This is a genomic window from Microcoleus sp. T3_B1 (assembly GCF_036700445.1).
Taxonomy (GTDB): Bacteria; Cyanobacteriota; Cyanobacteriia; order Cyanobacteriales; family Microcoleaceae; genus Microcoleus.
In genome coordinates this window covers 1-13721 of sequence record NZ_JAUBOX010000127.1, presented here as the reverse complement: position 1 = coordinate 13721, position 13721 = coordinate 1, and the positions used below count along the sequence as shown (strand labels likewise).

Annotated in this window: 13 protein-coding genes; 12 read left to right on the top strand and 1 reads right to left on the bottom strand. The window is 48.3% G+C overall.

Annotated features, from left to right (window positions below; translation table 11 throughout):
* Positions 1-63 precede the first annotated feature (63 nt).
* From QT990_RS33730 to QT990_RS33690, 9 genes are all read left to right on the top strand, one after another.
* Complete coding sequence (locus QT990_RS33730; protein WP_333466293.1) at positions 64-1461, top strand: hypothetical protein; 1398 nt, start codon at positions 64-66, stop codon at positions 1459-1461.
* Positions 1462-1542: 81 nt separating this feature from the next.
* Positions 1543-3192 (top strand): RNA-binding domain-containing protein, encoded by a 1650-nt coding sequence (locus QT990_RS33725; RefSeq protein WP_333466292.1) that lies wholly within the window; start codon positions 1543-1545, stop codon positions 3190-3192.
* A gap of 316 nt (positions 3193-3508) precedes the next feature.
* Complete coding sequence (locus QT990_RS33720; protein ID WP_333207522.1) at positions 3509-3814, top strand: hypothetical protein; 306 nt, start codon at positions 3509-3511, stop codon at positions 3812-3814.
* Entirely contained in the window at positions 3792-4337 is a 546-nt protein-coding gene (locus QT990_RS33715) for a Fic family protein (protein ID WP_333145881.1), read from the top strand. The genes QT990_RS33720 and QT990_RS33715 overlap by 23 nt, the downstream gene beginning before the upstream one ends.
* Before the next feature lie 17 nt (positions 4338-4354).
* Entirely contained in the window at positions 4355-4558 is a 204-nt protein-coding gene (locus tag QT990_RS33710) for a hypothetical protein (protein ID WP_333145883.1), read from the top strand.
* Positions 4559-4809: 251 nt separating this feature from the next.
* Positions 4810-5265 carry a hypothetical protein gene (locus QT990_RS33705; RefSeq protein WP_333050350.1) on the top strand — a complete coding sequence of 152 codons (456 nt, stop codon included), beginning with the start codon at positions 4810-4812 and terminating at the stop codon, positions 5263-5265.
* Positions 5266-5624: 359 nt separating this feature from the next.
* A complete protein-coding gene (locus tag QT990_RS33700; RefSeq protein WP_106331468.1) occupies positions 5625-6410 on the top strand; it encodes a ParA family protein in 786 nt (261 codons plus the stop codon).
* Entirely contained in the window at positions 6407-6841 is a 435-nt protein-coding gene (locus QT990_RS33695; protein ID WP_333145888.1) for a hypothetical protein, read from the top strand. The genes QT990_RS33700 and QT990_RS33695 overlap by 4 nt, the downstream gene beginning before the upstream one ends.
* 147 nt (positions 6842-6988) lie before the next feature.
* Positions 6989-7318, top strand: a complete 330-nt coding sequence (locus tag QT990_RS33690) for a hypothetical protein (RefSeq protein ID WP_333310916.1) — start codon at positions 6989-6991, stop codon at positions 7316-7318.
* Positions 7319-7355: 37 nt separating this feature from the next.
* Here QT990_RS33690 and QT990_RS33685 read toward each other — a convergent pair whose 3' ends face one another.
* The gene (locus QT990_RS33685) at positions 7356-8306 is read right to left on the bottom strand and encodes a tyrosine-type recombinase/integrase (RefSeq protein ID WP_333310918.1); all 951 of its coding nucleotides are present in this window, start codon (positions 8304-8306) and stop codon (positions 7356-7358) included.
* A 169-nt stretch (positions 8307-8475) separates the two neighbouring features.
* On the opposite strand from QT990_RS33685, the gene QT990_RS33680 reads away from it, so the two are divergent.
* The 3 genes from QT990_RS33680 (at position 8476) to QT990_RS33670 (ending at position 13588) form a co-directional block, all read left to right on the top strand.
* Positions 8476-8952, top strand: a complete 477-nt coding sequence (locus tag QT990_RS33680; protein WP_333310920.1) for a hypothetical protein — start codon at positions 8476-8478, stop codon at positions 8950-8952.
* A 698-nt stretch (positions 8953-9650) separates the two neighbouring features.
* Positions 9651-13148: a hypothetical protein gene (locus tag QT990_RS33675; protein WP_333310921.1), complete on the top strand. Its 3498-nt coding sequence runs from the start codon at positions 9651-9653 to the stop codon at positions 13146-13148.
* Between the two features lie 176 nt (positions 13149-13324).
* Positions 13325-13588 carry a hypothetical protein gene (locus QT990_RS33670; RefSeq protein WP_333310923.1) on the top strand — a complete coding sequence of 88 codons (264 nt, stop codon included), beginning with the start codon at positions 13325-13327 and terminating at the stop codon, positions 13586-13588.
* The last annotated feature ends 133 nt before the right edge of the window (positions 13589-13721 follow it).

The window sequence follows — 13721 nt, the reverse complement described above, 5'->3', positions numbered from 1 at the left end:
GGCTGCAATGAATGATGAATACATGATGCTTCTTCTCAAATCCTTTTGTCAAGGCTGATTGAGATGCTCTTACCCTGGGATTTATGGGAACAGCTAACTAAGCAAGCGCAAGAATTAGAAGAGGAGTTAGACAACTTAGAAACTGTAGCTAATTGTCTTAGCGATGAGGCAAAAGTAATCAGGGAAGAGAATAAGGTAGCTGAGGCTTCAGGGGTGGCCAATGCTGAAAACATTACTCTGTCTGAATACCTGAAATTGAAGGACAAGCGGGCTAAGACGAAGGCAGAACTAGACAAGCAGCGTAAATATCAACTGTGGGATACTTATGGAGTGCCTATTACGCCCGAACTAAAACTCAGAGATGATGATGGCTGGTTGCCAAAAATTAGCCTGCATTATTATCTAAGTTATGACCCTGAATTTGTCAGATTGCGAGATAAAAATCACTTGGCTGGACATCAGGAAAGGGGTAAAGGTAAGGTTTGTCCCCAAGATTTGCGCTTATTTACAGCTAGGGTGGAAGCACTTAATAAATTGGGAGTGATGGAGTTCTTAAACCCGGACAAAGAGTTTCGAGGGACTGACGCGCTTGTGATAGCTTTTGCTGAGCGGGTTAAGCTATGTTCTGTTGATGTGAAAGACTTTTTGGGCATCAGCGTCAATCCCAAGGCTAAGCCGATGGAAGTGGTGCAGTATATTTTAAGGGGTAAGCTGGGCTTTACTTTGCGACGGGTTCGCCAAGAAAGGTCTGAGGAACGAGATGCTTTAGGTAGGCCCAAACGCATTAGAGTTTACCAGTTTGAGTTTCCCCAGGATGGCAGGGAGGCGATTTTTGAGGTTTGGCAGCAGCGGGATAAAGAGGCAGTGTCGGCGGAAGGTGCACGAGAGTGTTTAGAAGGGGTTTCTAGTGGCACAGGGTCGGATAATAATATAGGGATATCTGAGGTTGTGCCGCCTCTTGGTTTTCCTCAACAAAATAATGAGGTGGGAACTGTCGGCACAGGGTCGGATAATAATATAGGGATGTCAGAGGGTGTGTTTTCTCAGGATTTGCCTCAACAAAATAATGAGGTGGGAACTGCTGGCACAGGGTCGGATAATAATATAAAGATATCAGAGGGTGTGTCGCCTCTGGATGAGGAATGGGCTCACACTACTCAAGTGTTCGGAGTGGAAGCTGCACCTGGGGAGACATTAACAACTGAAGAGATGGGAATTGTAGCTTCATATCAGGCGATAGAGCCCGAAACTCATGCTATTCCCACTTATGAGGCAAAAGTACCCCAAATGGCACCGTCTGAGCTGAAAGTTGGCTCGGTGGTGAGGTTCTGCGGTGAGGTTCAGAAATATGTCGTTAGAGCTGTTTCTGGGGCTCAGGTAATGGTGAAATCTCTGTTTTCGGGGCAATTCGTCAACACTTACGCACACCGCTTAGAGCTTGCAGAAGGGGGGACAGGTTGACACTCTCAGGACGGGGCTTTAGACCCTATTTTGCCGTAAAATTGTAAATGCCGTCTGGTCGCCCCTATTTTATATTGTTAAATGAATCGCACGATTCCCGAACAAGAATCCCTCACCGTCGAGTTTAAGAGCGATCGCACTCGCCTGCCAGACAAAGACCTGATTGAAACCGTCGTCTGCCTTGCCAATACAGACGGTGGCTCCATTTACCTCGGCGTTGAAGATGACGGTCAAATAACAGGTTTGCACCCTCAACACCAAAACCTGTCCACCTTAGCAGCCATGATTGGCAACCGCACCAACCCCCCAGTCAGCGTACGCGTTACAGCGTTGCTAGAAGCAGGTCAAACCATTGCCTGCATAGAAGTCCCCAAATCAGCTCGCATCGTCGCCACCTCTGACGGACTCCTACAACGCCGCCGCCTGCAAGTAGACGGAACACCCCAATGCGTCCCCTTTTATCCCTACGAATTTGCCACTCGCCAGTCAGACTTAGGCGTTCTCGATTACTCCTCATTACCCGTCACCGGATCGTCTGTCACCGACTTCGACCCCCTGGAACGCGAACGCCTGCGACAATTAATAGAGCGATATGGTGGTGATCGTACTCTCCTATCCTTAACCGATGAAGAACTAGACGGCGCTTTAGGTTTCGTGCGTTCTACGGATGGAATTCGCTTCCCCACCGTCACCGGACTGCTGATTTTAGGACGAGAAAGCGCCCTCCGCGAACACTTACCCACCCACGAAGTCGCCTTTCAAGTCCTCGAAGGCACCCAAGTGCGAGTCAATGACTTTTACCGCACCCCCCTACTAAAACTGTTTGAGCGAGTTATGGAACAGTTTGAGGTGCGCGTTGAAGAAGATGAAGTGCAAATCGGTTTATTTCGCGTCCCCGTTCCCAACTACGATCGCCGCGCCTTTCGCGAAGCCTCAGTCAATGCCCTCATCCACCGAGATTACACTAAATTGGGAGCCGTTCACATCCGCTGGGAAGATTACGGAATTACCATCAGCAACCCAGGGGGTTTTGTTGAAGGTGTCAGTTTGAATAACTTGCTAGTCGTAGAACCCCGACCGAGAAACCCCTTCCTAGCCGATGCCATTAAACGCATCGGACTCGCCGAACGAACTGGGCGCGGTGTAGATTTAATTTATCAGGGGTTATTGCGCTACGGAAGATCCGCCCCTGATTATCGAAGCACAAACTCTCATTCAGTTGCCGTCAGACTGCCAGGGGGGGAAGCCGACTTAGGACTGTTGCGCGTAGTGATTGAAGAGGAAAATCGCCGTCAAAGCCCACTCCCCGTTGACTCTTTAATCGCGATCGGACAATTGCGACAAGAAAGACGGTTAGACACGGCTACTCTCGCCCGTGCCATTCAGCGAGATGAAGCGATCGCCCGCAGCGTGTTAGAACGATTAGTTGAAGCTGGTTTGGTAGAAGCGCGTGGCGTCAAAAAAGGACGCACCTACACCCTTAGCCCCTTAGTTTACCGAGAACTGGGACAATCCGCTGATTACGTTCGGCAAGCTGGCTTTGAACCCATTCAGCAAGAGCAAATGGTGCTTCAATATGTAAGGACTCACGGCAGAATTACCAGAAAAGAAGCTGTGGAACTTTGTCGTATCAGCGAAGACCAAGCTAGTCGCCTGCTGCGGAAGTTGACTGATGCCAACCAGTTGAAATTAGAGGGTCAAGGCCGCGCGTCATATTATGTTGTTTCATAGCGGGAAAACACGCACCGCGCCTTTTAAACGCGCGCCGCGCCTTTTTAAACACGCACCGCGCCTTTTGAACACGCATCTTTAGAGTCTGTGGAGGAAAATAGCGTTCGTTAATTTGGGCATTTAGCCCCTTATTCCAGGGTATTGGTACTATAGTCCCGGTGGGAAGTTGGCGACCTTTGACGCACAAAACAGTACAGATGAATCGGGTACAATACCTTTAATATAGGTACTGTGACCAGGGTAGTACCTATATTAAAAATACTTATATAATAGACCAAAGCGACTCAATGGCTATTACAGTGGTGCTTTTAAATCAATGAAATCTTTTGAACAGACTTTTTTAACCCAGCAACCGATTACCCAAAAACTCCTACAGACAATTCGCTTAATTGGGGAGTACAAAGGTAAACAGGAGTTGTACAAACAACAAGCACCACAAGTGCTAGAAACTTTGCGGCAAACTGCGATTATTCAAAGTACCGAATCTTCTAACCGCATTGAAGGAATTACCGTTCCTCTGGCGCGAATTCGCTTTCTTAGTAACGGAACGCACAGCACCAAGGGATCGTTCAGAACAGGAAATCGCGGGCTATCGGAATGTGCTAAATACAATTCACGCTAGCTATGGTTATATTCCATTTACTCCGAATATTGTTTTGCAGTTTCATCGCGATTTATATCAATTTAGCGTCGGTTTAGGTGGCTGTTGGAAAACAACAGAAAATCTAATTACGGCAACCACAACTGATGGTAGACAAATAGTGCGATTTACTCCTGTTGCCGCCTATGCCACATCTCAGGCTATGGAAGAGTTGCATGAGAAATTTAATCTATTTTCCCGTGAAGGTGAGATTGAACCATTGTTGTTGATTGCTAGTTATGTTCTGGATTTTTTGTGCATTCATCCATTTCTGGATGGTAACGGACGAATGGCAAGATTGCTGACGCTGTTATTGTTGTATCAAGCGGGTTATGAAGTAGGGCAGTTTATTAGTTTAGAACAAATTGTGGAGCGCACCAAAGAAAGCTATTATGATGCCTTGTACCAATCTTCTCAAAATTGGCATGAGGGGAAGCATAGCTTGTTGCCAGGAGTGGGAGTATTTTTTAGGCGTAATGTTACTGGGAGCTTATCGAGAATTTGAGCAGCGGGTTGGGGTGATTGGAGGAGCAAAAGGAACGAAAACGGCAATGGTTTTACAGGCAATTGAGAGTTTGCCGCATCGAGTTTTCGATGCGAGAGTTACAGCAACGTTGTCCGGTGGTTTCTGTGGATTTAATTCGTCGCATTTTGCGTCAAGAACGGGATGAGGGAAGGATTAAATGTGTGGGACGGGGAGTGGATGCGCGGTGGCGAAAGTTATAGACAATTTAGTGGCCGACTTGCCAAAAGCTTTACAAGAGATGAAGGGTTTCTCATCTCATATGTCTCTTGTATATGAGAAGTTTTGCGGAATCTTACCCGAACGAGCAATTTGTGCAACAACCTGTTGCACAAATTGCTTTACAATAAACAGCCATTATTGATTAAGCCTGGTTTATTGCTGTGAGCCAACACCCTGTCTGGACGCAAATCCGTCGATCGCACCAGCCACGAGAGCTAGTATCATATAGCACATGGTACTAGAAAAGAAGCTCAAACTCATCCGTGATGTCGAAACGGGTATCATTGCTCATCAGGTCTGCTGCGTTGGGGTACTTCACACTGGTTTGGGCTCTTCAATTGCAGCGAAGTGGCCGGTGGTTGAGTTGGAGTATCGGCGCTTCTGTGGCCCCGATGCAGGTCGAAAGCGTTTTGTTCTCGGTAAAGTCCAAATGGTTCGGGTTAGCTCCACTCCTGAGTTATGGGTGTGCAGTATGGCGGGTCAAAACCTTCACGGCAGTAAGAAACGCTATACCGATTACGATGCCTTGGCGCTCTGTTTATCTAAACTCCACCACAAATCCCTGGAATTGGAACTAACTCCTTTCCTTCCCTACAAGCTTGGATGGTCTGGGGGACGGGGCGAATGGAGCGTTGTCCGCCCCCTCATCGAACAGCACTGCCCCAATGCCGTTATCTGCATTGATTGACCTGCATTCACGGGGACACAAGAGTGCGTGAATGCAGGCCGCCGTTAACTATAAAGAAACACGCACCGCGCCTTTTAAACACGCACTCCCCATAAAAGAAACACGCGCCGCGCCTTTTAAACACGCATCTATAGAGTCTGTGGAGGAAAATTGGGTGGTCTCGGCGCGAGCTCATCTCCGCTCACTTGCTCATTTTAAGAATTTACATTAATAATTTACTAAAATTAGCTTTTTAGCTTTTTATTCACAATAACAAATAAAAATTACTAAATTTAGCTTTTTATTGAATTAAATATTGACTAATTTCGTTTTTTAGAGGACGATCTATATAGAAAACCCCATCCCATGTCCCTAAAGCCATGATTGCAGTCGCCATCGCGTCCCTGTCCGGGGGGCAGGGCAAGACAACCGCATCTCTATTCCTGAGCCGCCTCCTAGCGAGCCGGGGCTATCCCACACTGGCTATCGACGCCGACCCCCAACACAACCTGACCACCTACCTGGGGCTAGAACTGCAACCCAACCAGCCCACCTTGCTGGAAGTTCTCAAAAAATCCGTGCCCATCGAAGACGGCATCTATCCAGTCGAAGGTAGCGACAACTTGTTTCTAATTCCCTCCGACGACGGCCTTGACGCCGCCGCCGACTACCTATCCAGCAGCGGCGTCGGCGCTACCCTGTTGCTGCGCCGCCTCGAACCAGTTGCCGAAGCCTTTAAATTTTGTATCATTGACGCACCCCCGCAGCGCTCGCAGATTTGCTTAACCGCAATCGGTGCCGCCGACACCGTAATCGTACCCGCCGAAGCTTCCGTCAAAGGCTACGGTTCCCTAGTGCGGACACTCGACTTGCTCAACTCCATGAGAGATGTCAAAGCAACCAACGCTACCGTACTAGGAGTGCTGCCCTTCCGCGACCGCTGGATTGGCAACACTCAAACCCTAGAGAGCCGCCTTGCCGTAGAAGGAATGAAAGACGAAGTTGAAAACGAATTAATTCTCCCTTCAATCCGAGAATCCGAACAGTACAAAAAAGCCATTAACAAACGCCAAACTCTCAGTGAATTAGGACATCCCGACTTAGAATATCCCTTTGAAATTCTGCTCGCCAAAATCGAGTCTCTTTTACAACAAAAAGTACAATGAGTGACAGCATCCTCGACCAAATTCGCTCCAACCGCAAGCGAACAGTTGTTCCAAGCCGAGAAGATACTTTAATCGCCCCCAAACAGGAGAGCGAACAAATTACCCAACAGTCAACTCCGGCGAAGGAACCTTCAAAAGAAACCACGGGTGACAATTCAACCTTAGAAGAGTTAAAAGCCGAACTCGCGAAAATTCCGCCGACTCGCCGCCATTCTGCCGTTGTTTTAGATGCAGAAATAGATGCTAACTTGACGAGATTTTGCAAAGAAAAAGGAGTGACTGTAGAAGTATTTTTAGAAGCTGCATGGCTGCAAGCAGTAGCTTCATCCGAGCTGATGGAAAAAATCTTGGTAGAAGCTAAGTGCCGCTACGATTCAAGAAAACTTGCTGGAAAGCTGAGGCGGCTGATCACAATGCTATCCGGGCGCTGATAGGGAGAGGCTACTGCCATTAAACAGTTAACAGTTGATAGTTGATAGTTGATAGTTGATATAGCAATCCTAAGTGATTTTCTAAATCAGTAAAATCTGAAAGTCTTGCTATACAACAAGTCTAGGAAGACAAGAGGGCGTTGTGTTGTGAGACCAGATCGGATTGCTATAGTTGTCCACACTGTTAAAAGAACGAGTGGAAAGGCACGCAATCAAAAAGGCCATGAGTGGTTTAATTACTGCGATGAAATAACGAACATTTCTCGCAAGTTATTTAACACGGCGCTGAAGTTTGAGGATTTGTGCGAAGTGAGGATTGTCCCCAAAACGGGATGTTATGTTGTTGAAGTAGTTTACTCTGAACCTGACAACAGCCAATTCTTCTGTAGCTTAAACCCAGAATTAGCGGAGGCTATTGATAAAGGAACTATAAGTTTCATCAGAGTCCTAGATGTCAGTCTTGTCCACCTTTTATAGTGCGTCAGCACTTAACGGGAGAGAACGTCACAAAGCCCTAAAATTCCAAATGCTGCACGGCCCGCCGCTTAGTTTCCTCCCCACGCCTGTCATATTTGGCCGTAGTTACCGGAGAAGCATGACCCGCCAACTTTTGCACCGTCACAATATCCACCCCAGCATCGAGGAGGTCCGAGCAAAACGTGCGCCGGAAATCGTGGGGACTAAAAGACTCCACCCCAGCGAGAAACGCCCGCCGCTGCACAATCTTCAACACACCATCCTCCGTCATGCGCCGGCGCTGAATTTCTCCCCCTTTCCGAATCGGGTACAACAGAGGGCCGGTCGCCTCCCCCCTCAAATCGAGCCACTGGGACACCAAAACGCAAGCAGACTCCGGGAGATAAACCGTCCTGTCTTTCTTGCCCTTACCCTCTCGGACGAACAGCGCTCCCGTGGATAGATTGAAATCTCGCTTCAAGAGATTGACCGCTTCAGAGCGACGGATGCCGCCCCCTCGCAAGATAGCAATCAGCGCCGAGTCCCTAACATCAATAGGGGTCTTACCAGAGCAACTTTGCATCAATGCAGCAATCTCACAGAGCGTTAGCGCGCGCCCCCTAACTTTTCCCGATTGCTTGATACTCCTGACATCCACCGCTTTACTGTAATCTATTGGGTCGATTAAATCCAACCGCAGAGCTTCCTTCAACACCCGTCGCAGGGCGCACAGCATTTGGTTCACCGTCGCCGGGGCGTACTTTTTCTCCATAGCCGAGCGCAGAGCCGCCGTATGTCTGTAGCGCAATGCCGCCCAATTCAAAGTCATTGCGTCACACTCCCCACCTGTCAGCATCCGGGCCATGATATTGAGCCCTTCTCTCATGGTTGCCTTTGACCGCTCGCTACCCAAACTGTCGAGGTACACTGCTGCCGGGTGCTGAGTCAGGGGTACCGGACAGGGCAGATTCAAGGTTTCGGGCTGTTGCTCTTCAATTCGGTTGGGCATTTACTCTTTCAAAGTGCCGTTATAAATACTAATTTAGACTAATTTAGACTTGTCTTTATCCAAAATTTACCTTTTAAAAGAGTCGCCCTCAGCAGCACCTGGAGGTTGGTTCTCCCCGCCTGGCAGAGGCTATTAACAAGCAATATTGTTACAATTCTTCATCTAGCGGGTGCATCTTCAAACCTGCATTGAGGAGATTAGCCGCCTGAGCACAGATCGCACCGAAGAGGAATCGCTCAGGCAGCAGCTTCAACAAACTCAAGAAGAACTCAAGCAAACTCAAGAGCAACTAGCAACTGCCAACCAGAAACTCGCAGCAGCCGAACAGCAATTAGCAGATGTTGCTGGCGATCAGGAGGAAGTGGAAAAACTCAAGACACAGGTTGAGACGCTTACCGCCGATCGAGCGGCCGATCGAGAGCAATTCGCGGCAGAACTCGCTAGCAAGTGCGAAGAACTCGATCGCACGCGGGAAGAATTCGATCGCAAGTCCGAAGAACTAGAAAAACTTAAACGGAATCCAACACCAGCGATCGAGCTTTCGGAGCCAGCCGACTTGCTCAATCAATTGAAAGCCTTGCACCCAAAATCGAAGGCTACTTTAGGGGATGTTGAGGTGCTGGTTGAGATAATTGAAGAGTCCTGAGACACACATCCCACGGACATTAGGAATTGATACCCCGGTTCATATCGGGGTTTTTCTGGGTTCGCTTATCCGATCGCCTGATCGCCAGAGTTAATTCAAACGCTGAACGAATATTCTACATCTCTTGAAGTATCTTGATCGGTTTTTGTTGAGGAGACTTTATGGATTTACCGGGCGTCATCTCGACCGACACCTGGAGTCAGACGCCCAAAAGCAATTTCAACACCAAGAAGCGCTAGCAGCATAAGGCTCCCAGCGCTTCTTTTTGGTATACAATAAATTTTGTTTGTTGTCGTGAGTCCGCCAAGATGCACGACAACGTTTGTTTGAGGTAGAACTCAATTAGTCGGTCTCCTAAAAAGAGTGCCGGCTACCCTTATCATGCCACACCTTGTAAGAAAAATAAAGCGCCATTTTTGCGTTGCTTTGCCGATTAATGCTATCGGTAACGGTTCGATCGCACGTTCACAGAATTCTGACACTACCCATAGCTTCGCAAACTCTTCAAACCTAAGCTGTAACTCAATTGTACCAGGTTTAGGTAATTTTGAAAAAGTTTGGAGGGATTTAATTAATTTTAGGCAAGTTTCTGCACTTACCTTTGGAGCAATTGGGGGTGTGGCATGAGTGCGCCAAATTCTTTTACACGATCAAAAGGGAATTGCCCAGTTTGCAACGGCGCAAGAAAAGATTGTCGGATGAACGGCAACCTTTATTTCTGCCGCACGGACAGTTCAAATTCTGCCTTCATCTTAAAAAGTCACGACAAGATTGGCTTCGGCATCTATATAGAAAAAGCTTTAGAGGAGGAACAAGATGCTGAAAAATTAGCAGAATACAAACGCCAGCGAGAGGTCGCCAGAAAGCTCAGACTTGAGCGAGAAACTAAAGACAGGGCCCAACTGCTATCTGTTACCGATCGCGACCAAGAAATCAGAAAAATACTAGGACAACTAACGCTCAACTCCAACCACAGAGAAGATTTGAAGCGACGGGGGTTGTCAGACGAACAGATAGAGGCTGGAATGTTTCGCAGCGTCAGTCCCTACCAAAAATTGCAAACTGCTGTGAGTTCAAATCTTGCCGGAGTCTCGATCGACACTAACGGCAGATCGCTCACAAACACCGAATCCGGTTATATTTGCCCAGTCTGGTCTAGTAACGGGCTAATGATTGGCTGGCAATTGAGACTGGATAATACAGAGGATAACGGCAAGTACAAATGGCCTACAAGCAGATGGAGGAAGCGCCCCAACGGCCCCACCTCTCACTTGCAGAACGGGGAAATGCCTATCACAGTGTGCCGACCCACAGTAATAGATCCCAGTTTCACATCGATCGGACTTGCCGAAGGAATTCTCAAACCTTGGATTGCAGCCCAACTCAGCGGTCAGTTTTTCCTGGGAGCCGCCGGAGGACTGTTTGCCAGTAGCCCTAAAACTTTTAAGGAGGAGCTCGACAAACTTTCAGCCGAACTCGGCACAAACCTGATAATTTTGTATGTCGATGCGGGTTCTCCGGGAAATAAAGACGTGATGCGGGAGTACGCGAAAACTCACAAGTTAATCACAAGCTGGGGATATGAACTGCGGATCGGCTGGTGGGGACAAGTAGAAAAATCTGATATCAGTGGCATTGACGATCTGTTGGCTGCCGGGGAAGCCGAGAGGAAGATTGAGTTATTTTGGGAGGATTTTGAAGCATTCAGTGCAGGCAAAGCAGCCAAAGCTTTAAAAATCTATGAAGGGCTGCTCAATCGAAAATATCCCAAGCCACTGAAGGCGAGCTCCGTTTTGACAAGTGATCGAAAAGTTAATGATGCCACACTTTACTATCCAGGCGAACGCTTGGCAATATGGCAAAAAAATGCTGCTGCGAGCAAGTTCATTATTGACAGCAGTGGCACTGGTACAGGGAAGAGTTACGACACAGGACTTTGCTTAAGAGCGGACTTTGATTGCGATCGCATTATCTACATCAGCAAAGACCACCGGAACGCGAGCACGCCATCGTTGCAAAGCTGGGAAGACTTGGAATCCCGCCACAAAGGACTAACGATCGATAATCTAGGCAACTGGCGACGGGCAAAAGCTGATGATCGTATTGAAGCTGCTGCTAGTTGTGATCGTACAGAGTTAAGCGCCGTACTGCGAGAAAAAAACATATCCGGCAGCGATACCGCCGGCCTGATGTGCCCAACCTGCCCGCACTTTGAGGGCTGCCGTGCCGGGGAAAAGTTTGGTTTTTTAAAGGCACGGAGCCAGGCATTGAAAGCTGAGAGACTTAGAGTTCATCCCGACTCATTACCGCCGACCGACTCCTTTGGCTATGCAGCCGAGGGTAAAACCAAAGGCACAGTCCTGGTTTGGGAAGAGTGGAGTGAATCGCTGAAGTACGGCAAAAATATCACCGTTGAAGAAGGTGACATCACTCACATTATGTTCCTACTTTTATCTGCTGACACCGAAGCCTTCGGATTGACCGACCTGTTAGTAAAACTATGCGAGCTTGTCTCTGGCAAGCATCAAATCCCAAGGTGGGGTTTGCCACACGACAGTCTGCTAGAAATCTTGTTGCCCCTTATAAAAGGGAATATTGATGTTGATGCGATCGCCGAAGTAACGAACCCAAACGACCAGGTACAGGCAATTCTGCACGGGCTAGGGGAACACGGCGTGTCCCTCCAAGACTTGCCTGCTAACTTAAGAAAAAGCTTCACCTCGTCTGATGCCGATTTAGCGGATAAAGCCCAGAAGGTAGCCAAACAGTGGCTGCGGTCTTTCTTGCAGGTAATTACTGGCAATCATCCGGGCTACCTAAATTTAAATAGGGGAGTGCTGTCTATCACAGTTGCCGATAGGCGACTGATTGAAATTGCCCATGCCGCCAAGGCAAATATTTTCCTTGATGCTACCGGTTCACCAAAGAAATTGGCTTTGATGCTGGGAATTGAAAATGAGGGCATCTCGCACATCCAGCAAGCGACATCCAAAAAGGCAGAACTCATTATCAAGCAAATAGTGGATCACGGTCGGCTGGGGATATCGCGAGGGGCTGAGCAAGTTCGCGCGATCGAAGCAATAGTCGCAGCCATTCGGCAGGAAGATCCGGCGGCGGCAGTGATTGATTTTAAAAAATTTACCACTACCGACAGCCAAGCCAAAAACCTAGATTTGAAATGGTTTAGTGAATCGCGCGGCTCAAATTTGGCTCAAGAAGCAAAAACTCTGATTTTGGTTGGAACACCCTGTCGCCCCATCGCCACACTGGCAGCAGAATTTACCTTACTCTACGGGCGATCGCCGAATATCACAAGCCAAGAAACAACTCGGCAGATGATTTTAAGCCGTCCAGCACCTAAAGGGGAGCCGGACATTATTACCTCTAATGAGTCTGTAGATCTAGAATTTCGCGACTATATACACCAAGACATTCATGCCAACATCGATCAGGCAATGGGTCGTCTGCGGGCGAACAGACGCGCTGGAGAGACACTAACAATCTACTTCATCAGTAACTTTGTTCTCGATCTGCCAGTGGAGCTTGTACGGGCCGTTGACATCTGCCTAGAAGCTGCTACACCTATGCAAAAGCTTGAACTGGCGATCGCTCGGTTTGCCCAAGAAGCAATGGGCAAAAATTGCAAGCTGACTTTGACCGCAATCGCAGATTTCTGCAAAGTTAGCAAACAAAGGCTGAGCCAGTTTATCCGGGAGTTGGGGTACGCCACGGCTGAGCAATTTAAAAAACGTCTAGTTTTGCTATTAGAATCCCATAGCAAAACTAGACAAAATTCCCAGGGATATATTCCGTTAGCCGCAGAAAAACAGATTGATTTGTGGGCTGCTCAAATTGGATCTTTGCCCAAATCAGTAATTTTTGCCCTGCTGGAGGGGGCGAGTAAGACGCTTGCCCCGCCACAGCCGGAACCCGCAGGCAGAACGGGCTGGGCGAGCGTGGCGGGTACTGTTTCCCAAGTTGCGATTGCGATCGATGCAGAGCCAGAGGCCGAAAGTCCGAGCGCCCAAAAAGCTTGGGGTTGGTTCCAGCGAAAGCTTGGGGAGTGGATTAAATGCCGGGTGCTGGAGTTTGTTGAGGGTCGCTACCTCTTAGAAGCTAAATCAATGGTTGATTCGGGGATGGTACAGTTCCGAGCTTATCCCGATGATTTGAGATGGGAGGCTCCAATATGCTAGATGCTGCTACCCATATCGAATGCCTTGGCTTTATCCGCGCCACCATTGCCAGCAACGATCGACAAACAGCCCTGGACATCAAAAATGTTTTAGCCGACGTTTGCCAATAGGGCCACGCCGATCGAGCGCAAATTTGGGCTGCACTGACCAAATCCGAAAAACAGCAATTCCAAGATTTGCTAATTCCGATCGCCCACCACTTCGCCACCAGAATCAAACAGGCGATCGGGTGGAGTTCGCCAGGGATTGCGCTAGGTATTGATTGCGATTTGGAGGACGCGATCGACCGTGGTGAAGTGGTGGCGGCGGATGTGGTGGCGGTTGTGGGCGATCGGCACTTCCTAGAGTTTCAGGAATTGGTGGCACGCTGCCCTCGATGGTTTCCTGACTCCGACTTTTACCTGCCTCTCTGCACCACGTCGTTTCAACAAAATACTTGAGTTACCCCCCGATCAGCTTGATGCGGTAACTCTATCGAAGCCGCCACCAAAAAAATTAAGCTGTTGTACCTTTAAATAGGGTATAATAAAAAAGGAGTTTAGTCAATCTCTACAAAAATGCCAGCTAAAAACC